Raw genomic sequence first — 20989 nt, forward strand, 5'->3', positions numbered from 1 at the left:
TGCGGCGCATGGCACACGCGTTGGTTCGCGGTGACGCGCGGATGCTCGACGATCCGCTGCGCGCCCAGGCGGTCGCCTACGGTGCGGGCTGTGCACTGACGGCCGTCGCGATCGCGGTGGGTGCGGTGCTCGCGCTGGTGCGCCCCGGCTCGGTGCCGGGCGATGCGCCGATCCTGATGGCGCGCGACACCGGCGCGCTGTACGTCCGTATCGACGACACCGTGCACCCGGTGCCCAATGTCGCCTCGGCCCGGCTCATCGTTGGTACACCGGCGAATCCGGTGGTGGTCAACGATGCTGCATTGGCGAAGTTCCGGCGCGGGCCGCTGGTGGGCATCCCTGGCGCCCCGGCCCGGCTCGGTCGACCACTGAGCGTCGACGAATCGGACTGGGCCATCTGCGACGGTACCGAGCCGGCCGAGACGGTACTGCTGGGCCGGTCCGACCCGGGGATGGTGACGTTGAGTAGCGGTCAGGCGCTGTTGGTGTCAGAGCGCGCGGTCGGGGCGACGTCGTACCTGTTGGCCGACGGATGGCGCGCCCGGGTGGATCTGCGCGACATCGCGGTGGTGCGGGCACTGCATCTGGAAGGTGTGGCAGCCCAGCCGGTTTCGCAAGCCCTGTTGGATTCGGTGCCGGAAGCGCCGCCGTTGCAGGCGCCGTCGATTGCGGGCCTGGGAAACCGAGGGCCGGCCGCGCTGGGCGGACTCGCGGTGGGCACCGTGGTGCGCGTGGTGCGCGCCGGCCCTGCGGAGTTCTATGTGGTGCTGACCGACGGCCTCCAACGCGTCGGCCGGGTGGCGGCCGACGTCATCCGCTTCAGCGTGGCACAGTCGCATGGCGAACCGCCCCTGGTCCCGGCCGATGCGGTGGCCGACGTGCCGGTCGCTGACAGCCTCGCGGTGGCCCGGTTCCCGGAACGGGTATTGCCGCGGGCACGCGCGGTGGTGTGCGCCCGCTGGGATCCGCGACAGCCCCGGTCGGATACGAATACCAGTGTGGCCATGGCTGATTCGCTGCCTGATCACAGTGTGCAGCTGGCACAGGCCGATGGCGACGGGCCGAATGTCGACCGCGTGCAGATCCCGGACGGCCGCAGCATTCTGCTGCAGGCCGGAGGCGTGGCACCCGACGCCATCGATGGTGGGCCGCTGTATTTGTTGAACGATCTCGGTGTCCTGTTCGGCGTCCGCGACGGGGCGACCGCCGAAATGCTCGGCCTGGGGACCAACGCTGTTCCTGCGCCGTGGCCGATGCTGGCCATGCTGCCCCGGGGCCCCGAACTGAACCGCGACGCGGCCTCAGTCGTGCGAGACGCGCTGCCCGGCGTCCGAGCAGCGCCGTCGTAACCGCCTGGCCGCCAGCGCCAGTGCGGTCAGAACCGTCGCGCCGACACACACGGCGGCGCCGCCGAAGGCGATGCGTTGGGGCCGGGGATCGATCGCAACCCGAGCGGCCGGCGCCACCGAGGCCGGAGCGGTCGGCACGGATGCAGACGACGGGGTGCCGCCGCTGACCGCGGCCAGGGCGTCGACGACACCGTTCCCGACCAACGGATTCCAGCCGTCGGCCGGGGTACGTGCGGTGTCTTCGATACGGCGCATCACCTCGCGCGCGCTCAGCTGCGGGAACCGGGCTCGCACCAGGGCGGCAAGCCCGGCCACCACGGGCGCGGCATAGCTGGTTCCCGAAATCGGGGCAACACGGCCGATCGAGTCGATCAACCGCTCGCCGTCGGGGTGTAGCGACACGAGATTCTCACCGGGCGCAGCCACGTCGACCCAAGGGCCCGCCAGGCTGAAGACCGATGCGGTGCCTTCGGATCCGACCGAACCCACGCACAACACCAGGTCGTCGTACCACCCCGGGCTGGATACCGAGCGGACGCTGTTCCAGTCGGGCTCGCCAGCTGGCCCGACGGGGCCGTCCTGCTGCGTGCAGCCCGCGCCGACGTTGCCGGCCGCGGCCACCACCACGACGTTGCGGACATCGACGGCATAGCTCAGCGCGGCGCCGAGGGCACGGTCGTCGGGTGCGGCGCTGGCTGACACGCAGGCGGGAGACGAGATGTTGATGACGGTTGCACCGAGGTCGGCCGCGGTGCGCACCGCCATGGCAAGGGTGTTGACGTCACCGACGCCGGTCGAGCCACCGTCCGCGGCGAACTTGTTGCTCGACTGCCGGATAGCCAGGATAGCGGCGTCGGGTGCGACCCCGCTGAAGCCGGCACTCGGTGCGGCACCGGCGATTCCGGCAACGATCGTGCCGTGGCCGTCGCAATCGACGGTGCCGTCGCCGCGGGACACATAGTCGCCGCCTCCAATCAGGTGCGGCAACAGTCGGTGCCGGGCGACACCGGTGTCGATCACCGCGATCTTCTGGCCCGCGCCGCGGGTGAGCGGCCATACCGATTCCAGGCCCAGCGGGTTGCCCGGCGCGGTGGTGGTGGTGTCGGCCGGGGATTGGTAGCAGGGTTGGCGCTGCTCGGTTCGCTCGACGGGCCCCGGCGGCGCCGGCCGAGGCAGCAGGGTCGCATCGACAGCCGGCGGTACGACCGCCGCTGCCGGCGCGATGGACAGCAGCGGAAGCCCGGCAATCAGCGCCGCGGCCAACGGGCCTGACCGGTTCACCTCAGCGCCAGGTCGCGAACGACATCGAAAGCGCCGGCGAGCCAACACGCCAGCGGCACCACCGCGGCCAGCGCGCCGTATTCGAGGGCGTCGGCGACGCGGGCCACCACGGGGCTCTGGATCGTGACCGGCCAGACGACGGCGATCCCGGCGCCGACGGCGAGAAATCCGGTCCAACTGGCCCCTGCTGGAAGCCAGGCCACCACGAGAATGAAAGCCGCGGTGAGCGAGAGGAATCCGGCGGTACTCGTCGCGGTGCGGCAATGGCCCGACGCATAGGTGCGTGAGCGCAGCAGCAGCGCCAGGCCAACGGCCGCGGCGAACGCGACTTCGACGGCCGTGACCCGTGGCGGGCCGGCGAAGGTGAGGATTGCGGTTCCCAGCGCGGCCGCGGCCGCGCAACCGACGACCAGGCTCACCAGGTGCCGATGCCCGACAAGCGCACGTGCGCCGGCGTCGAAGGTGGAGCTGTTCGATACGGCGCTCTCGGCGCCGGGGTACTCGGGTACCGGCGGCGTCAGGCCGGCCAGGGCAATGGACAGCCGCGGGGTCAGCGGTAACAGGCCCACGCCGAGCGCGCTGACCAACGAACCCAACGCCGGTGTGGCCAAGGGCCACATCGCGGCGCAACCAGTCGCGACGGCGACCACCCCGGCGACCGTCGAGATCGCAAGAAGAACGTCTGTGCCGCAACCGGATACGCGCATCAGCACCGCAGCCAGCGAGCCGGCAGCCGTCGCGGCCAGGAAGAAGTTCGCGGGAGCCGGCCCGGCCGGAACGACGAGGAAACCGAGGACCGCCACGTGCGCGAGGGCTGCGACGTTGAGCGTCGCCACCTTGGCCGAGCTCAGACCGAAACGTGGTGCGGCCACGGCCACGGCGGTGACAGCTGCTGCCACCGCCGCGGCCGCGGCGATGCGGTCCAACCCCTGACTGGCGAGCCTGGCCCAGGTCAACGCCACGACGCCCAGAGCGCAGGCCCACAGGCAGGCGGCGACCCGCAGTCCGGCGGGCAGGGCGTCCTCTATGGCGTCCACCGTCAGTGCGGCAGGCAGCGACCAATCAGGCGTGGGATTGTCGCGGGCACCGGCCAGGACCAGCAGATCGCCATCGTGAACGTCGTTCTGTAACAGGGTTGCCGACTCGTCCAGGCTGTGCCCACCCAGGTGTACCAAACGCCAGCGCCGCGGCGTCCCGTCGCCGGCACCGAGCGCGTCGACGATCCACGGCAGCAGTTCACCAACGGTCATCGCGACGGGCAGGGACAGGTCGACGGTGGCATGCCCCGCCTCGTCAGGCGCGCCACAGTGAATCGACACGTAGCGCAACGAATCCGGCATCGCATCACCCCCCCGGTTGACGCCGATACGTGTCACGGTAACGGACTCGACGAGCCCCGTTGTGCACCAATTTTTCCGGTGCACACCGGGAACCTGACGGGCCCTGCGCGCGTCCAAATGTCGATGGAACCCATCCGCGCACCGCACGCCTCTCACGAGCTCCCCGTAGCGGAGTCGCCGACTACAGAGGTGGTGATCGACGCACCGCCTGCGCTGCCACGTGACAACCCGGTCAGCCCGCTGACCAGGTTGTTGCCGCTGCTGGTGGTTGTCGCGGCGGGCGGCATGGTCGCGGTGTACGTCGCTTCTGGCGCTGCCGCCACACGTGGTCCGGCCGCCCTGATGTTCCCGATCATGATGGCCATCTCGGCGATCGGCACGGCCGCCTACAGCATGAAGAACGGTGGTCGCGCCCAGCAGCTCCACCGTGATCGTGGTGAGTACCTGCGTTACCTGGACGGGATCGACGCCGCGGCCGGTGAATCCGCCCGTGCCCACTGGCTGCGCCTGCACACCGCGCATCCCGAGCCGGGATGCTTGTGGACGCTGGCCGGTGGCGAGCAGATGTGGCGTCGCAGTCCCGATGGCCCGGGGTTCTGTGAGGTGCGGATCGGCGTGGGGGACCGGCCGCCGTCCACCACGCTGATCGCCGGTGGCAACGACCCCGGACGTGAAGCCGATCCGGTGACGGCATCGGCTCTGGCACAAATGATCCTGCGTAGGTCGACGGTGGCAAGCGTTCCCGTGACGGTGAACTTGCGTGGTTTCGGGCACGTGATGGTGGGCGGGACGACCGACGGGGCGCGGGCCTTGCTGCGCGCGGTGATCTGCCAGCTGGCCACGGCACACAGTCCGCGATACGTCCGTATCGCCGCGGTCGTCGACGTGTCAACGGCGGGAGATTGGGAATGGCTGAAATGGCTCGGCCACCACTGGCATCCCGCCGGCCACGGTGGACCGGTCGCGCTACGGCTGCGCACACTGACAGAGCTGCCCGCGGCGGAGCCTCCGGTACACACCGTCGTCATCGTCGATTCCACCACTGCCGGCCCGGCAGGGTCGGTCGCCGGTGCGGGCGTGACCGTACTGACTGTCGCGGCTCATTCCGGAATCGCCACCGCGGACCTGCATCTGGAACTCGACGCTGACACGGTGCGATTCGGTGACGGCTCGGCGCGGCCCGACCGGATGAATCATGAGCAGGCCGTCACGTGTGCCCGGTGGTTGGCGCGATGGCCGTGTGCGCCGGTGCCCGAGGCCTCCGGCTGGCCGAAGCTGATCGGGATCGACGGCCCGGATCGCTTCGATCCGCCGAGCGTTTGGACAACATCGGATCCGCAGCGGTTCCTCCGGGTTCCCGTCGGCCGGTGTGGCGACGGGAACCCGCTGCACCTCGACCTCAAGGAGGCGGCGCACGGCGGCATGGGCCCGCACGGGCTGTGTGTCGGTGCCACCGGTTCGGGGAAGTCGGAGTTCCTGCGCACGCTGGTGCTGGGACTGATCGCCACGCATCCGCCCGAAGCGCTCAACCTTGTCCTCATCGATTTCAAGGGCGGGGCAACGTTTCTCGGCCTGCACCGGTCGCGTCATGTCAGCGCGTTGATCACCAACCTGGCCGAGGAGGCGCCGCTTGTCGCCCGGATGGCCGATGCGCTGGCCGGGGAGATGAACCGCCGTCAGGAACTGCTTCGGGCGGCGGGAAACCTGGCCGGCATCGCGGAGTACCGGCGTCGCTCGGATCTGCCGGCCCTACCTGCGCTGCTGATCGTGGTGGACGAGTTCTCCGAACTGCTGCAGCAACACCCGGATTTCGCCGAGTTGTTCGTGGCGATCGGCCGACTCGGGCGGTCGCTGGGCATGCATCTGCTGTTGGCCAGCCAGCGCCTGGACGAAGGCCGGCTGCGGGGGCTGGAGAGCCATCTGTCGTACCGGGTATGTCTGAAGACTTTCTCGCCCAGCGAGTCCCGATCGGTGCTCGGAATCGCCGATGCCTATGAGCTGCCGAACACGCCAGGCGCGGCATACCTGAAGACACCGTCCGGCGAGATCCTCAGATTTCAGACCGCGTTCGTCTCGGCGACCGGCTCATTGACCGAGCAATTGCCGGCGGTTCAGGAGACACCGGGGGCCCGGCGTTTCGCCCCGACCTGGATGCCGACCGACCGCGGCCCCTCCACATCGGCCACCACGACCGTGCTGCAGCAGGTCGTCGATCGGCTGGCCGGGTACGGCACACCGGCACACCGGGTCTGGCTGCCTCCGCTGCCGTCTGCCATCCCGCTCAGCGACGTCCTGTTGTCGGATCCCGATCCACTCGGCGTCGCGATCGGACTGATCGACCGCCCCTTCGAACAACGCCGAGACCGACTGATGCTGTCGTTGGGCGGCGCGCGAGGCAACGTGGCGATCGTGGGTGGTCCCCAATCCGGAAAATCCACGGCTGCCAAAACTTTGGCGGTGGCACTGGCCGCCACTCACCATCCCCGGGACGTGGCGATCTACTGTCTCGACTTCGGTGGCGGAACGTTGAGTGCACTCCAAGCCCTGCCGCACGTCGGCGCGGTCGCCGGACGTGCCGACACCGACCTCGTCCGGCGCACCGTCGCCGAGATGCACACCCTGGTCAACGACCGCGAGGCGCGGTTCACGGCCCTTGGCATCGGTTCCATGGCCGACTACCGGGCACGCCGTGACGCCGGGGAGATCGATGATCCCCGGGGCGATGTGTTCCTGATCATCGACGGCTGGTCGACGTTCCGTGCCGAGTTCGATGCGCTGGAGCCGTCGATCACCGCGCTTGCCGTGCAGGGGCTTTCGCTTGGCATCCATGTCGTGGCGACTGCGTCGCGGTGGGGTGAGTTCCGTCCCGCGTTCAAGGACCAGCTGGGAACCCGCATCGAGTTGCGGCTCGGCGATCCGGCCGAGTCCGAGATGGACCGCAAACGCGCCCGCCAGTTGGCCCAGTGCGCACCCGGGCGTGGACTCACCCAGGACGGCCGTGAGTTGTTGATCGCGTTGCCCCGGCTCGATGGCACGCCGTCCGACACCCGCATCGGTGCGGCGCTGGCACGGGTCGGGGATACTCTGCGGGCCCAGTACGGCAAGGCCTGCGCGCCGGATGTCCGGCTCCTGCCGGCGCGCGTGGGTGGGCAGGAACTGTGCCCAGTGTCGCGCATCAGACCCGCCACCGAGGTACTGCTGGGGCTCGGCGAACGCGAACTCAGGCCGGTGTTGGTCGATTTCAACGCTCAGCCCGATCTGGTGATCATCGGTGACACCGGATGTGGCAAGTCCACCACGCTGCGCGCGCTGTGCTGCGACCTGGCGGCGGGCAACGACCCGGCGAGCGTGCAGCTGCTGATCGTGGATTTCCGCCGCGCGCTGCTGGGTACGGTGGAATCGGAGCATCTGGCGGGCTACGCTGCGTCGGTCGTGGCGCTGGACGCGGCGCTTCCGAGAGTGCTTGAGACACTGAAGAACCGGATGCCGGGACCCGAGGTCACCCAGCGGGCGCTTCGCGAACGCTCGTGGTGGACCGGACCCGAACTCTATGTCGTGGTGGACGACTACGACCTGGTGGCCGGAGGCGGGTCGAATCCGCTGTCACCGCTGTTGAATTACCTGCCGCACGCGCGTGACCTCGGACTGCACCTGCTGCTGGCCCGCCGTTCCGGCGGCGCGGCGCGGGCGATGTTCGATCCGGTGCTGTCCGCGGTCAAGGACCTCGGCTGCATGGGCCTGATGATGAGCGCGGGTCCCGACGACGGCGTGCTGCTGGGATCGGTACGGCCGATTCGCCTTCCACCTGGGCGCGGCACGCTGATCACCCGTGCGGCACCCGATCAGCTGGTCCAGGTCGCCCTGCCCGGAGGAGGCGATGCGCGGTGAGGTCGGCCGTCGTAGAGGTGGGGCCGGTGACCGTGCGCGGGCCCGGCCTGGTGGCGGGCGACCTCGCCGCAGTCGCGGTGGCCGGTATCGACGACGAGATCGCCCTCGTCGACGACGAACCGGTTGCGGTGTCGGATCTGTGGGCCGAGGTTCTCGACGCGGCCGGTGCGGGGGCGCGGGCGCTCACCCTGGTGTGTCCGACGTGGTGGACAGCCGACCGGTGTGACCGCGTGCGGGATGCCGCGCCGGGTTCTCAAGCGGTTGTGATGCAGCGGGTTCAGGCCCTGAGTGCATCCCTGCCTGGTGAGTCCTCGGTGGTGGTCGAGGTCGCCGACGAGCTCGTCATGGTGTCCGGCGTGAATGCCGGTGGCGTCGCACTGGCCCGCCACGCCGAAGGCGATCTGAATCCCGACGCGGTGGTACGTGCAGTGCTGGCGATCGCAGGCAGGTCGGCAGAAGTGGTTGTCGACGCTCCGGCAGAGGTGGCCGGAGCTGTGCCGTTGGGCAACGCGGTGGTGGCTGCGCTTCGCCGTCGTGGCGTGGTGGTGACTGTGGCCGACGCCCGGACCTGGCGCGACACCCTTGTCGCGCCGGACACCACGGTCGACGAGCGGATCGAAGAGCGGACGGGCAGGCGGAGATGGACTGGCAGGGGCGCGATATGCGCGACAGCGGCCGTGGCGTCGGTGCTCGGTGGGATCGTGTTCGCCGCCAAGGGTGGGCCCGCGGACGTTCCATCGATGACGGTTCTCGTCGAGGGCCGGGTAGGTATGCAGATTCCGGCTGATTGGACCGTGCGACGGGTCACTGACGGGCCGGGATCGGCTCGGGTTCAGGTGGTTTCGCCAAATGACCCGCAGGTGATGATTCATCTGACCCAGTCCGGTGTCGGCGACGGCACGGTGGCCGACACGGTGGCCCGCGCCCTGCAGGAGCAACCTGCGGGCGTGTTCGTCGATTTCGATCCGTCCGCGGTCGTCGCTGCCCGGCCGGTGGTCGGCTACCGGGAGGTCCGTACCGGTCGGGAGATCCGGTGGGCGGTGTTCGTCGACGGTGCCGTACGGATCGCGGTCGGGTGCCAGAGCGCACCGGGACGCGATGAGGCCGTGCGCCCGGCCTGTCAGGCGGCAACCAGGTCCGCGCATGCGGTGTTCTGAAATTGGGTGGAACCAAACCGGGCCGCGCTGCGTCGAATTGTTATATCCCGCAAGACAAGACCGGAAGGCCAGAAACTATGCCACCAGGACTGACGGGGCCGCTGGGCACCGATTTCGAGGTTATGACGAGCGTGGCCGGCCGGATCGACGTGCTCAACGACGACGTCCGGGCCATGCTGCAGACCTTCATCGGAAAGATGAGCAGTGTGCCACCGTCGGTATGGGGTGGCGTGGCCGCGGTGCGGTTCCGCGGCGTGGTGGACCGTTGGAACGGCGAATCGTTGACGCTGCACACCACATTGGGCCGGATCGCCGAGACCATCCGGACCAACGAGCGCACGCTGCGCGCCGCTGCCGACACTCACGCGCAGCGGCTCGACGCCGTCGGCAACGGCATCTGATCGGCGCCGACCATGGATCACGTGCTGTCATACGACTTCGGCGAGATCGAGTACACGGTTCGCCAGGAGATCCACACCACCTCGAGCCGGTTCAACGCAGCCCTCGATGAATTGCGTTCGCAGATCGCGCCTTTGCAGCAGGTCTGGACTCGTGAGGCCGCGCAGGCCTACGCCGTCGAGCAGGTCCGCTGGAACCAGGCCGCGGCGGCCCTCAACGAGATCCTGTTCTCCCTGGGCAACGCGGTGCGCGACGGTGCCGACGAGGTGGCCGCCACCGACCGGAGCGCGGCCAACGCATGGGGAGTCTGAGGCCGGTCAACCCAGAAGACATGTGCGGTCCCGTTCGGTGGAGAGGACCGAGCGGGACCGCACACTTTCTCGTCTAGCGGCCTGAGCCGGAGTCGCCTCCGCGACGGGGACGGCGGGGGCCACCACCGCGCTGTCCGCCGCCTGCGCCGGCACCGGAACGGGCTGCGGGCGCACCGCCGCCGTTGCGGGTGGACCCGTTGGGGCGGTTGCGCTGCGGCTGTCCGGACCTACCGGGCTGGCCGGACTTGCCCGGCTGGCGTCGCGGTGCCGGAGCGGCCTGGGCCGGCTCGAGACGGATCGGATCACCGAAAACCCGGTCCCCGGGGGCGATCTCACGAAGCACCGGATGGTCGATGCCGTTCACGCGGGTGATCGTCGGCTTGACCCCGGCCTTTTTGGTCAGGGTGCGCACGTCGGAGACCTGCGCGTCGTGCATGAGCGTCACCACGGTGCCCTCGTTCCCGGCGCGGGCCGTACGGCCGGAGCGGTGCAGGTAGGCCTTGTGCTCGACCGGCGGGTCGGCGTGCACGACGAGGCTGACATCGTCGACGTGGATGCCGCGGGCGGCAATGTCGGTGGCGACCAGCACCCCGGCCGACCCGTCGGAGAATGCCGTCAGGTTGCGGGTGCGGGCGTTCTGGGACAGGTTGCCGTGCAGCTCAACTGCCGCTACGCCGCGCGAATTGAGTTGGCGAGTCAGGTTTTTCGCGCCGTGCTTGGTGCGGGAGAAGACGATCGTGCGTCCCGGCGCAGCGGCCAGGTCGGCCACCACGTTGATCCGGGCGGCGTTGTCGACGTGCAGCACGTGGTGCACCATCGCGCTCACCGGTGACTGTGCCGAGTCGACGCTGTGCACCACCGGGTCGTGCAGGTAGCGCTTGACCAGCACATCCACCCCGGCGTCGAGCGTGGCCGAGAACAGCAGGCGCTGGCAGTTTTTCGGGGTGCGGTCCAGCAGGCGCTTCACGCCGGGCAGGAAGCCGAGGTCGGCCATGTGGTCGGCCTCGTCGAGCACGGTGACCTCGACCGCGGACAGGTCGGCGTGGCCGGACCGCATGTGGTCTTCGAGCCGGCCGGGGCAGGCGATCACGATGTCCACGCCCCCCCTGAGCGCGGAGATCTGCGGGTTGGCGCCCACGCCACCGAAGATGTTGACCGACCGCAGGCCGGTGGCCTTGGCCAGCGGGGCCAGCGAGGCCTCGATCTGGGTGACCAGTTCGCGGGTCGGCGCCAGGATCAGCGCGCGGGGCCGGTTCGGTGCCCGGCGGGTGCCGCTGGTCGACAACCGCGCCACCAGGGGCAACAGGAACGCGTAGGTCTTGCCGGACCCGGTCCGGCCGCGGCCGAGCACATCGCGGCCTTTGAGGGAATCGGGCAGGGTCGCTGCCTGGATCGGGAAGGGGGACTCCACGCCGTTTCCGGCGAGGGTGGCGACGATCTCGGCGGGCAGGCCGAGCTCGGCGAAAGTAGGCACGGCGGTGCCAGGGGTCTCTTGGACAGACAAAATGAAAGCTCCGAAAATAGAGGGCGGTCGTCCTGCCCGGCGCGAGTGACATCTCGCGGCGCTCGGTGTGACGATCGAGAAGGCGGCAAAGGCAGAACAGACAAGCCGCCGTGCCCCAACTATACGGGTAGGGGGGTCGATTCCCCGATTTCGAGTGCCTGACCAGCGGGTGGTATCCATCACAGGTTGGGCTGGTCAACTATCCTGGCGGACACGCGTGAACGCCATGCCGATGGCCCGACGCGGGGAGCGTGATTGCCGTGGCCGCATCGAGAAGCGGGGGAGGCCGGATGTCGACCCGGGCACTGCCCGCGAAGGTGCGCGCTATCCATGACCTGTTCATCGGGGGCCAGGTAGACGCCGCTGCCCTCGATTCCACCCCGGTGCGCCGCGTCATCGTGGAGAGCTGGCAGCGCAGCCTGGCCACGGGTGTGGACCCTGATCTGGGCACCCGGGCGGCGGCGGCCGCGGCGGCGCTGACCGAGCTGCGCAACACCCATCCGCTGGCGCCCACGCTGCCGCTGATCCGTCGACTCCTGGTCGACGATGCCGTCGCTTCCGGAGTGCTGGTGGGCATCACCGCGGCCGACGGCACCCTGCTGTGGGTCGAAGGTGACCCCGGCGTGCGCCGCAAGGCCGAGGCGATGAACTTCGTGCCCGGGTCGGATTGGAGCGAACGGGTGGCCGGGACGAACGCGCCCGGAACCGCGCTGGCCTTGGACCGCGAGCTGCAGATCCTGGGGTCCGAGCACTTCTCCCGCACCGTGCACTCCTGGAGTTGCACCGCTGTGCCCGTGCACGACCCGGCCACCGGAGTGCTACTGGGCGCCATCGACCTGACCGGTGGGTCCGCGGTCGCGACGCCGCAGACATTGGCGCTGGTCAGGGCCACCGCCGTCGCCGTCGAGAACCAGCTGGCCCTGCTGCGGTTCACCCAACCCGCCGCTTCGGCGGTGGCCGAGGGGGCCCGGTTGACCGTGCTGGGCGCCGACCGCCCGCGCTGGCAGGCGCCCGATGCCGCAGGCCGCCCGCAGTCCAGTGCGCTGACCGGCAGGCACGCCGACATCCTGGCCCTGCTGATCCGGCACCCCGAGGGGCTGAGCGCCGATCACCTGGCAATGCTGCTCGACGACAAGGACCTCGACGTGGTCACCGTGCGGGCCGAGGTGTCGCGGCTGCGCCGGGTGATCGGCAGCACTTACATCGAGTCGCGGCCCTACCGCCTGTTGGCGCCGGTCGCCAGCGATATGGGTGACGTGTTCGACGCACTGCAGGCCGGGAATGTCTCGGCCGCCCTGGGCGCGTATTCGGGGGCGTTGTTGCCGCAGTCGGTCTCACCTGCCATCGCGCGGCTGCGCACCGAGCTGAGGGCCAGCCTGCGCGAAGCGGTGCTGACCGGGGGTGAGTTGGGCCTGTTGCGGCGGTGGTTGGCACTGCCCGACGGCCGTGACGATCGGCAGGGTTGGCGGGTGTTGCACGACCACGCCCAGGCCGACCCGGTGGCCCGAGCGCAGGCCCGTGGTCATCTGGCCGGGATCGACGTCGAACTGGGCTGACTGTCGGTCCACGGTCGTACTGAATTTGTCGGCTCGCCGACGCCGCAACGTTGCTTTTGATCAGTGCAACTGTGCTGCAACGTACTGCTGACTACCTTTAGTGACTACCGACACATTTCGGTGTCCGAATGCAGGAGATTGCCATGACTGTTTATGCACGTCCGGGTGCCGAAGGCGCCCTGATGTCGTTCGAGGCCCGCTACGACAACTTCATCGGTGGACAGTGGGTCGCGCCCGCCGAGGGCCGCTATTTCGAGAACCCGACGCCGGTCACGGGTCAGGTGTTCTGCGAGGTGGCCCGCTCCACCGAGGCCGACGTCGAGAAGGCCCTGGACGCCGCGCACGCGGCCGCGCCTGCGTGGGGCAAGACCTCTCCGGCCGAGCGGGCCGTCATCCTCAACAAGATCGCCGACCGCATCGAGGAGAACCTCGAGGCGGTGGCGCTGGCCGAGTCGTGGGACAACGGCAAGCCGATCCGCGAGACGCTGAACGCAGACATCCCGCTGGCGGTCGACCACTTCCGGTATTTCGCCGGTGTGCTGCGGGCCCAGGAAGGTTCGCTCTCGCAGATCGACGAGGACACTGTCGCCTACCACTTCCACGAGCCCCTCGGCGTCGTCGGCCAGATCATCCCGTGGAACTTCCCCATCCTCATGGCGGTCTGGAAGCTGGCCCCGGCACTTGCCGCGGGCAACGCGGTGGTGCTCAAACCCGCTGAGCAGACCCCGGTTTCGGTGCTCTTCTTGATGTCGGTGATCGGTGACCTGCTCCCCGCCGGTGTGATCAACGTGGTCAACGGGTTCGGTGTCGAGTGCGGCAAGCCTCTGGCCTCCAGCAACCGGATCGCCAAGATCGCCTTCACCGGTGAGACCACCACGGGCCGGCTGATCATGCAGTACGCCAGCCAGAACCTGATTCCGGTGACTCTGGAGTTGGGCGGCAAGAGCCCGAACATCTTCTTCTCCGATGTGCTGGCCGACACCGACGATTTCCAGGACAAGGCCCTGGAGGGGTTCACCATGTTCGCCCTGAACCAGGGCGAGGTGTGCACCTGCCCGTCGCGGTCGCTGATCCAGGCCGACATCTTCGACGAGTTCCTGGAGCTGGCCGCCATCCGCACCAAGGCGGTGCGTCAGGGTGACCCGCTGGACACCGAGACGATGATCGGTGCCCAGGCCTCCAACGATCAGCTGGAGAAGATCCTGTCCTACATTGAGATCGGGAAATCCGAAGGTGCCCAACTGATCACGGGTGGTGAGCGGGTCGACCTCGGTGGCGATCTGGGTGGCGGGTTCTACGTGGCGCCGACGATCTTCACCGGCAACAACAAGATGCGACTCTTCCAGGAGGAGATCTTCGGTCCCGTCGTGGCGGTCACCTCGTTCACCGATTACGACGACGCCATCTCGATCGCCAACGACACCCTCTACGGCCTGGGCGCCGGTGTGTGGAGCCGCAACGGCAACACCGCCTACCGCGCGGGCCGCGACATCAAGGCCGGCCGGGTGTGGACCAACTGCTACCACCAGTACCCCGCGCATGCGGCGTTCGGCGGCTACAAGCAGTCCGGCATCGGACGGGAGAACCACAAGATGATGCTCGACCACTACCAACAGACCAAGAACCTGTTGGTGAGCTACGGGAACAAGGCCCAGGGCTTCTTCTAGGCCCCCCTGATCCACCGTCGAACGTGAGCTTGTGTGCGAAAGGCCCGCAACTTTCGTATCCAAGCTCACGTTCGCGGTCTACCTGAAGGGACATACATGACATCCCTGCCACTGCCGACCGCGCAGAAGGTGATCGATGCCGCCGCCCTCAAGGCGGAGGACATCGGCCAGCCGATGAATATCGCCGTGGTCGATGACGGAGGTCATCTGGTGGCGTTCGTGCGCATGGACGGTGCGATCAAGGCCAGCATCGACATCTCGATCCGCAAGGCGCGCACCGCGGTGATGATGAACCTGCCCACCAGCGCCCTGATGGACGTCTGCCAGCCGGGCGGTGAGTTGTACGGCCTGGAGCAGACCTCGGGTGGTCTGGTCGTGTTCGGCGGCGGGATACCGCTGGAAGTCGACGGTGTCGTGGTGGGCGCGGTCGGGGTCAGTGCCGGCAGCGTCGAGCAGGACGTGGCGGTGGCCACCGCCGGGGTCACGGCAATTTAGCCGAAGCCGGGGTCACGGCAATTTAGCCGGCCCTATGAGCTGGTGAGACCGTCCGGAAAAACACAGTCACCGCAGTAGCCGCCACCGGGAACTTGGTAGAACAGGCAGCAACTGCGGCGCCGGAACCGTTGTCCGGCAAGGTCCGAGGTTCCGCGCAGCGGTTCGATGGCGATCAGCGCGTCGATCAGGTCGTGGCCGCCCGCCTGTGCGTCGGGACGGGACTGCGCCAGCACGGTGACCGCGCCGTTGGCCGCTGAGGCGATGTTGCCCCACATCACCTGTGGTGGGAGGGCGACCGCCCGCCGCATCGTTGCGTTCAGCAGGCGCAAGACGTTTCCGATCAGCGAGTCGGCGATGAGGGCAGCGGCTCGCCGCGGATCGGATTGCGTCACCCACTCGACGCCGGCCGCTCCGAGGGCCGGCCGGTGGGATGAATCCTGTTGCCAGAACAACGAATCCAGGGTCAGCACCGGCACAGTGCCCAGGCAAACCGCGGCGCCGACGGCAGGGGACAGCAGTCGCGCGGTGATCGACAGGTGCACCGAGGACGCCGCGGCCTTGACCGGGACGTCGGCTTCGTCGATCGCGAAGCCGGAGGCCGTCGCAGCCCGGGTGCGCATCGTGTACTCGTGCAGGTCGGCCTGATCGCCGCACAGGGACGCGATCGGTCGCCAGCTGGCGGGATCGGCCGCCGGGAGGGCAAAGAACTCGCCCAGCGCCGCGAGCGCGTCAGATTTTCCAGCGTCCATCGTCCGGTCAGGTTAGCCGTACTGACCTGCGGCGCAACCTTCATGCAACGTGATGCAGCGCACAATTGGGTCGCGTTGTGTCGCACGTCGGTGGGACAACCGCCCGAGCCAGTTGGAGTAGTGAATGACGGAACCGATCCTCGACCCTTCGGCCGATTACCCGCTGAGCGTCCATCGCCCGGATCTGCTGTTCACCCCCAACGGCACACCGATCGGCGGGATCACCATGGACGCGGTGATGTCTGGTGAGGTCGCCGCCTCCGATCTGCGCATCACCCCGCAGACACTGCGGCTGCAGGCGCAGATCGCCGAAAAGGTGGGGCGCCGCCAGCTCGGCTCCAATTTGCGCCGCGCCGCGGAGATGACCGCGATCAGCGACGAGCGGGTGCTGCAGATCTACAACGCGCTGCGGCCCAACGCCTCCACCAAGGCCGAGCTGGACTCGATTGCCGACGAGTTGGACACCAAGTACGGCGCGGCATTGCTGGCCGGGCTCGTCCGTGAGGCCGCCGACGTGTACGAGCGTCGCGACATCCTGGCCACCAGCGAATAGGAGACATCGGTCATGAGGGCAGTTTCATCCGCGGCGGCGCAGAACTCGACAGCCGGCCAGCGCAGGCAATCCGAGCGCACCAGGGTCCTGGAGGACCGGCCGGTCAACCTCGACGGCTTCGTCGAGGAATGGCCTGAGGTGGGCATGGTCGCGCTGGACAGTGCATTCGACCCCGCGCCCAGCGTGCGCGTCGTCGACGGGGTGATCGTCGAGATGGACGGCCGGGCCCGCGCCGATTTCGATTTCATCGACCAGTTCATCGCCGACCACGCCATCGACGCTGCGACCACCGAACAGGCCATGGCGATCCCGGCGGTCGAGATCGCCAGGATGCTGGTCGACCCGCACGTGACCCGCGAGCAGGTGGTCGAGGTGACCACGGCACTGACCCCGGCCAAGCTGCTCGAGGTCGCCAAGACCATGAACATCGTCGAGATCATGATGGGAATGCAGAAGATGCGGGCCCGTCGTACGACGGCCAACCAGGCGCACTGCACCAGCGCTCGCGACAACCCACTGCAGGTGGCCTGCGAAGCCGCCGAGGCGTCGCTGCGCGGATTCTCGGAAGTGGAAACAACTTTGGGTTTGGTGCGCTACGCCCCGCTGGTGGCGATGGCGCAGCAGATCGGCAGCCAGGTCGGCTGTGGTGGACGCCTGACCCAGTGCGCCCTCGAAGAAGCCACCGAACTCGATCTCGGCATGCGCGGTATCACCGCCTATGCCGAGACCATCTCGGTCTACGGCACGGAGTCGGTGTTCGTCGACGGCGATGACACCCCGTGGTCGAAGGCCTTCCTGGCCGCGGCGTATGCGTCGCGTGGCATCAAGATGCGGTTTACCTCGGGCACCGGTTCCGAGGTGCAGATGGGCAACGCCGAGGGCCGCTCCATGCTGTACCTGGAGATCCGGTGCATCCTGGTCGCGAAAGGCGCAGGGGTGCAAGGCCTGCAGAACGGTTCGATCTCCTGCATCGGCGTACCGGGTGCGGTACCGGCGGGCATCCGGGCGGTGGCGGCGGAAAACCTGATTGCCTCCGCGGTGGATCTGGAATGCGCTTCTGGCAACGACCAGTCGTTCTCACACTCACCGATGCGCCGGGTGGCGCGGTTGTTGCCGCAGCTGATGCCGGGCACCGATTTCATCTGCTCGGGTTACTCGGCGACACCCAACTACGACGACATGTTCGCCGGATCCAACGTTGACGCCGAGGATTACGACGACTTCAACACCATCCAGCGGGACCTGCAGATCGACGGCGGGTTGCGCCATGTCAACGAGGCCGAGATTCTCGCTGCCCGGCACCGGGCGGCCAAGGCTCTGCAGGCGGTGTTCGCATACCTTGATCTGCCCGCCATCTCCGATGCCGAGATCGAGACGGCCGTGTATGCGCACGGCAGCCGCGAGTTGATCCCGCGCGATGTCCTCGAAGACCTCAAGGGCGCACAACAGGTGATGGACCGCTGCGTGACCGGTCTTGACCTGGTGAAGGCACTTGAATCGACGGGTTTCTCCGATGTCGCCGAGAACCTGTTGGCCGTTCTGCGGCAACGGGTCTCGGGCGACTTGTTGCAGACGTCGGCGATCATGACGCGCGATCTCCAGCCATTGTCGGCGGTAAACGACCGCAATGATTACGCGGGTCCGGGCACCGGCTACCGCCCCACGGGCGCGCGCTGGGAGGAGATGAAGCGGCTACGTCACGTGACGAGCGCCGAGAACCCTGAGCTGGAGGTCGAGTGACATGTCGGCAGTGAATGGTCAGCGGACACTGACGTTCACCGGCGAGCGGCCGGCAGAACCCGGGAAGCGCTCCGATGAAGTGGTGCTGGCGATATCGCCGGCGTTCGCGGACTTCTTCAGCCAGACCATCGTCGGCGTGTCCCATGCCGAGGTGATCCGCCAGATCCTGGCCGGTATCGAGGAGCAGGAGGTGGTTGCCCGCTGCATTCGGATCCGGCACAGCAGTGACCTCGCCGTGGTCGCGCACACAGCGGCCAGGCTCAGCGGGTCGGGCATCGGCATCGGCATCCTGTCCCGCGGCACTTCGATGATCCATCAGCGTGACCTGCCGAGGTTGTCCAGTCTTGAGCTGTTCCCGCAGAGCCCGCTGATGACGTTGGAAACCTATCGTCGCATCGGGTCGAACGCCGCCCAGTACGCCAAAGGCGAGTCACCCGAACCTGTTCCGACGCTGAACGATCAGATGGCCCGGCCCCGCTGGCAGGCCAAGGCGGCGTTGTTGCATCTGAAGGAGACCGAGCAGATCCGCAAACAGGATCGCCCGGTAGAGGTGACGCCGGCGTTCGCCGAGCTGACTCCTGAGGCACTGGGCACCTGATGGCGTTGACTGTTGTCGGTGTCGACATCGGCAACTCGACGACCGAGGCCAGTGCCGCGGTCGTCGCGACTGACGGCTCGATCCGGTTCCGTGGCGCGGCGCTGACCCCGACAACGGGCGTCAAGGGCACCCCGCGCAATGTCGATGGGGTGGCCCAGGCGGTGGTTCGTGCGCTGGAGGCGAGCGCGATGCCGCTGGCCGACCTGGACCTCGTCTTGCTGAACGAGGCCACCCCGGTGATCAGTGGCATGGCGATGGAAACCATCACCGAAACCATCATCACCGAGTCGACGATGATCGGCCACGACCCGCGCACCCCGGGCGGTCGTGGTCTCGGTGTGGGCGTCACCGTCGCATTCGACGCCCTCGCCCAAATTCTTTCCGGCACCGAGGTGATCGTGGTGGTGCCGAAGGAGGTCGACTTCGAGGACGCGGCACGCGGGATCAATGCGGCGGCGGCACGCGGCCTCACGGTGCGCGGGGTGATCCTGGGCAACGACGACGCGGTGCTGGTGGCCAACCGGCTCGACTCCGTGATCCCGGTGATCGACGAGATATCGCGCATCGATGCGGTGCCGCTGGGCATGCTGGCCGCCGTCGAGGTGGCCGCGCCCGGCAACTCGATCCGGACCCTGTCCAATGCTTATGGGCTGGCGACGATCTTCGACCTGAATGCGGCTGCGACCAAGGTGATCTCCCCGGTGGCCAGGGCGCTGACCGGCAACCGCTCGGCGGTGGTGGTGCGCACCCCCTCGGGCGATGTCGCTGATCGCAGTATCCCGGCTGGATCGCTGGAGCTGTCCGGTGTCCACAAACGGGCATCGGTCGACGTCTCCCGTGGTGCGCCGGAGATCATGAGCGCGGTCGAGCGGGTCGCTCCCTTGGCGGATGTGGCGGGGGAGGCCGGCACCAACACCGGGGGCATGATCGCCAATGTTCGGCACAGCATGGCCGAGCTCTCCGGTCATGCGCTCGCCGACGTGTGCATTCAGGATCTGTTGGCGGTGGATACCTTTGTACCGCAGGAGGTTCGCGGCGGGGTGGCCGGAGAGGTGGCGCTGGAGAACGCGGTCGCGCTGGCCGCCATGGTCCGGACGCGCGAAAGCGGAATGCGAGCGGTGGCCGACGAGGTTCGCTCCCGGTTGCGGGCTGCCGGGGCCGAAGGTGTCGAGGTGAGGGTCGGCGGTGTCGAGGCCGAGATGGCGGCGTTGGGTGCGCTGACCACGCCGGGAACCGACAAGCCACTCGTGGTGCTGGATCTCGGTGGTGGGTCGACTGATGCCGGACTGATCGAGGTGGGCGGCGGGATCATTGCCGTGCACCTGGCCGGCGCCGGCGATCTGGTCACCAAGCTGATCGACGCCGAGCTCGGTCTTGACAACCTGGAATTGGCCGAGGACATCAAACGATCACCGCTGGGCAAGGCGGAGAGCTTCTTTCATGTCCGGTTGGAGAACGGCAGCGTGATGTTCTTCGAGAAGCCGCTGCCCGCCGCATCGTTCGCGCGGGTGGTCACGCTGGCCGAGTACGGCATGAATGCGATCCCCACCCGGCATTCCATGGACCGGGTCAGGCTGGTGCGCCGAGCGGCCAAGGAGCGGGTCTTCGTGGTCAACGCGCTGCGCGCACTGCGGGCGATCGCGCCCGGTGGTGACCTGCGTCAGATCGGGTTCGTGGTGCTGCTCGGTGGGTGCGCGCTGGACTTCGAGATTCCCGAACTCATCGCGGATGCCCTTGCCCCCTTCGGAATCGTCTGCGGCACAGGCAATGTGCGTGGGTCAGAAGGTCCGCGGAATGCGGTGGCCACCGGTCTGGTGGCGTCGCACGCTCGGCTGGTCGAAGCGGATGTCCGTGCATAGCCGTGGTCAACCCGATCGTCCCGCGATCGTGGTGTTGAGTTCGGGCAGCCGGGATGTCGAACGCGACGTGCTGGCGGGCATCGAGGAAGAAGGCGTTCCGTACCTGCTGGTTCCGGGCGAGGCCGAGGTGCCGGCGGCCGAACTGGCGCGGCGCGCGGCGCTCAGGTCGCCGCTGGATGTCGGGGTGGGCGTCTGCTCCCGAGGTGAAGTGTGCGTGCGGCATGCCAAGCTGTCAGATCCGTTGCCCGAGCTGTCTTCTGGTGAAGGTGCCGGTGCTGCGGTTGTCCGGGTTCTCGGGCACAACGCGGCCCGGATCGTGGTCGGTATTCCGCTCAAACCCGACGATTGACAACGAAATTGGTCGTTGGGGTAGACACCGCCGCGTAGTGGGGCAATAATCTTCGATTAAAGGTTGAGTTTCATACCTTTGGAAGAACAACTCGCCGGAGATCTGGTGTCGGCCCGCCGGTGTTGCCGGGTTAAAGGTCGGCCACCGCTTGCAAGGCCGTCATGAGTCGACGGCATCACATACGTGAGTTACGA

Annotated in this window: 17 protein-coding genes; 13 read left to right on the top strand and 4 right to left on the bottom strand. The window is 68.2% G+C overall.

Features of this window, described 5'->3' with window-relative positions; translation table 11 throughout:
• Positions 1 to 8: 8 nt before the first annotated feature.
• Positions 9 to 1349, top strand: a complete 1341-nt coding sequence (gene eccB, locus HBE63_RS01815) for a type VII secretion protein EccB (protein WP_243858438.1) — start codon at positions 9 to 11, stop codon at positions 1347 to 1349.
• On the opposite strand, the gene mycP is transcribed toward eccB, so the two are convergent.
• Both mycP and eccD read right to left on the bottom strand, forming a co-directional pair.
• Positions 1302 to 2630, bottom strand: coding sequence for a type VII secretion-associated serine protease mycosin (gene mycP / locus HBE63_RS01820; protein WP_166902762.1), 1329 nt, complete (start codon positions 2628 to 2630; stop codon positions 1302 to 1304). The two genes, eccB and mycP, sit on opposite strands and share 48 nt — an antisense overlap.
• Entirely contained in the window at positions 2627 to 3970 is a 1344-nt protein-coding gene (eccD, locus tag HBE63_RS01825) for a type VII secretion integral membrane protein EccD (protein ID WP_166902764.1), read from the bottom strand. The genes mycP and eccD overlap by 4 nt, the downstream gene beginning before the upstream one ends.
• A gap of 123 nt (positions 3971 to 4093) precedes the next feature.
• On the opposite strand from eccD, the gene eccCb reads away from it, so the two are divergent.
• The 4 genes from eccCb to HBE63_RS01845 all read left to right on the top strand — a co-directional run bounded on the left by eccCb (position 4094) and on the right by HBE63_RS01845 (position 9725).
• Entirely contained in the window at positions 4094 to 7858 is a 3765-nt protein-coding gene (eccCb, locus tag HBE63_RS01830; RefSeq protein WP_166902766.1) for a type VII secretion protein EccCb, read from the top strand.
• Between the two features lie 26 nt (positions 7859 to 7884).
• The gene (locus tag HBE63_RS01835; RefSeq protein WP_243858440.1) at positions 7885 to 9015 is read left to right on the top strand and encodes a type VII secretion-associated protein; all 1131 of its coding nucleotides are present in this window, start codon (positions 7885 to 7887) and stop codon (positions 9013 to 9015) included.
• Positions 9016 to 9092: 77 nt separating this feature from the next.
• Positions 9093 to 9416: a WXG100 family type VII secretion target gene (locus tag HBE63_RS01840; RefSeq protein WP_166902770.1), complete on the top strand. Its 324-nt coding sequence runs from the start codon at positions 9093 to 9095 to the stop codon at positions 9414 to 9416.
• A 12-nt stretch (positions 9417 to 9428) separates the two neighbouring features.
• Positions 9429 to 9725, top strand: coding sequence for a WXG100 family type VII secretion target (locus tag HBE63_RS01845; RefSeq protein ID WP_166902772.1), 297 nt, complete (start codon positions 9429 to 9431; stop codon positions 9723 to 9725).
• Between the two features lie 73 nt (positions 9726 to 9798).
• On the opposite strand, the gene HBE63_RS01850 is transcribed toward HBE63_RS01845, so the two are convergent.
• A complete protein-coding gene (locus tag HBE63_RS01850; protein WP_166909245.1) occupies positions 9799 to 11199 on the bottom strand; it encodes a DEAD/DEAH box helicase in 1401 nt (466 codons plus the stop codon).
• Between the two features lie 320 nt (positions 11200 to 11519).
• On the opposite strand from HBE63_RS01850, the gene HBE63_RS01855 reads away from it, so the two are divergent.
• The 3 genes from HBE63_RS01855 (at position 11520) to HBE63_RS01865 (ending at position 14947) form a co-directional block, all read left to right on the top strand.
• Positions 11520 to 12785, top strand: a complete 1266-nt coding sequence (locus HBE63_RS01855) for a GAF domain-containing protein (protein ID WP_166902773.1) — start codon at positions 11520 to 11522, stop codon at positions 12783 to 12785.
• 143 nt (positions 12786 to 12928) lie between these two features.
• Entirely contained in the window at positions 12929 to 14452 is a 1524-nt protein-coding gene (gene adh, locus HBE63_RS01860) for an aldehyde dehydrogenase (protein ID WP_166902775.1), read from the top strand.
• A gap of 96 nt (positions 14453 to 14548) precedes the next feature.
• Entirely contained in the window at positions 14549 to 14947 is a 399-nt protein-coding gene (locus tag HBE63_RS01865) for a heme-binding protein (protein WP_166902777.1), read from the top strand.
• A 32-nt stretch (positions 14948 to 14979) separates the two neighbouring features.
• On the opposite strand, the gene HBE63_RS01870 is transcribed toward HBE63_RS01865, so the two are convergent.
• A complete protein-coding gene (locus tag HBE63_RS01870; protein WP_166902779.1) occupies positions 14980 to 15696 on the bottom strand; it encodes a (2Fe-2S)-binding protein in 717 nt (238 codons plus the stop codon).
• A gap of 124 nt (positions 15697 to 15820) precedes the next feature.
• Between HBE63_RS01870 and HBE63_RS01875 the strand changes: the two genes are divergently transcribed.
• From HBE63_RS01875 to HBE63_RS01895, 5 genes are read left to right on the top strand one after another with little or no spacing between them, the layout of a single operon-like run.
• The gene (locus HBE63_RS01875) at positions 15821 to 16249 is read left to right on the top strand and encodes a diol dehydratase small subunit (protein ID WP_166902781.1); all 429 of its coding nucleotides are present in this window, start codon (positions 15821 to 15823) and stop codon (positions 16247 to 16249) included.
• 12 nt (positions 16250 to 16261) lie between these two features.
• Entirely contained in the window at positions 16262 to 17989 is a 1728-nt protein-coding gene (locus tag HBE63_RS01880) for a propanediol/glycerol family dehydratase large subunit (protein ID WP_166902783.1), read from the top strand.
• Position 17990: 1 nt separating this feature from the next.
• Entirely contained in the window at positions 17991 to 18587 is a 597-nt protein-coding gene (locus HBE63_RS01885; protein WP_166902785.1) for a propanediol/glycerol family dehydratase medium subunit, read from the top strand.
• On the top strand, positions 18587 to 20446 hold the full coding sequence (locus tag HBE63_RS01890) for a diol dehydratase reactivase subunit alpha (RefSeq protein ID WP_166902787.1): 1860 nt from the start codon (positions 18587 to 18589) through the stop codon (positions 20444 to 20446). The genes HBE63_RS01885 and HBE63_RS01890 overlap by 1 nt, the downstream gene beginning before the upstream one ends.
• A complete protein-coding gene (locus HBE63_RS01895; RefSeq protein WP_243858442.1) occupies positions 20439 to 20795 on the top strand; it encodes a glycerol dehydratase reactivase beta/small subunit family protein in 357 nt (118 codons plus the stop codon). Before HBE63_RS01890 ends, HBE63_RS01895 begins: the two co-directional genes overlap by 8 nt.
• The last annotated feature ends 194 nt before the right edge of the window (positions 20796 to 20989 follow it).

The sequence above is a fragment of the Mycobacterium sp. DL440 genome (genome assembly GCF_011745145.1).
Classification (GTDB): domain Bacteria; phylum Actinomycetota; class Actinomycetes; order Mycobacteriales; family Mycobacteriaceae; genus Mycobacterium.

What these genes read in the sequence shown, in the direction of transcription:
- HBE63_RS01865 (WP_166902777.1), top strand. Translation starts at nt 14,549, where the DNA reads ATGACATCCCTGCCACTGCCGACCGCGCAGAAGGTGATCGATGCCGCC.
- HBE63_RS01870 (WP_166902779.1), bottom strand. Translation starts at nt 15,696, where the DNA reads ATGGACGCTGGAAAATCTGACGCGCTCGCGGCGCTGGGCGAGTTCTTT.
- HBE63_RS01885 (WP_166902785.1), top strand. Translation starts at nt 17,991, where the DNA reads ATGTCGGCAGTGAATGGTCAGCGGACACTGACGTTCACCGGCGAGCGG.
- eccD (WP_166902764.1), bottom strand. Translation starts at nt 3,970, where the DNA reads ATGCCGGATTCGTTGCGCTACGTGTCGATTCACTGTGGCGCGCCTGAC.
- HBE63_RS01875 (WP_166902781.1), top strand. Translation starts at nt 15,821, where the DNA reads ATGACGGAACCGATCCTCGACCCTTCGGCCGATTACCCGCTGAGCGTC.
- HBE63_RS01845 (WP_166902772.1), top strand. Translation starts at nt 9,429, where the DNA reads ATGGATCACGTGCTGTCATACGACTTCGGCGAGATCGAGTACACGGTT.
- HBE63_RS01890 (WP_166902787.1), top strand. Translation starts at nt 18,587, where the DNA reads ATGGCGTTGACTGTTGTCGGTGTCGACATCGGCAACTCGACGACCGAG.
- HBE63_RS01855 (WP_166902773.1), top strand. Translation starts at nt 11,520, where the DNA reads ATGTCGACCCGGGCACTGCCCGCGAAGGTGCGCGCTATCCATGACCTG.
- adh (WP_166902775.1), top strand. Translation starts at nt 12,929, where the DNA reads ATGACTGTTTATGCACGTCCGGGTGCCGAAGGCGCCCTGATGTCGTTC.
- eccCb (WP_166902766.1), top strand. Translation starts at nt 4,094, where the DNA reads ATGGAACCCATCCGCGCACCGCACGCCTCTCACGAGCTCCCCGTAGCG.
- HBE63_RS01880 (WP_166902783.1), top strand. Translation starts at nt 16,262, where the DNA reads ATGAGGGCAGTTTCATCCGCGGCGGCGCAGAACTCGACAGCCGGCCAG.
- HBE63_RS01840 (WP_166902770.1), top strand. Translation starts at nt 9,093, where the DNA reads ATGCCACCAGGACTGACGGGGCCGCTGGGCACCGATTTCGAGGTTATG.
- eccB (WP_243858438.1), top strand. Translation starts at nt 9, where the DNA reads ATGGCACACGCGTTGGTTCGCGGTGACGCGCGGATGCTCGACGATCCG.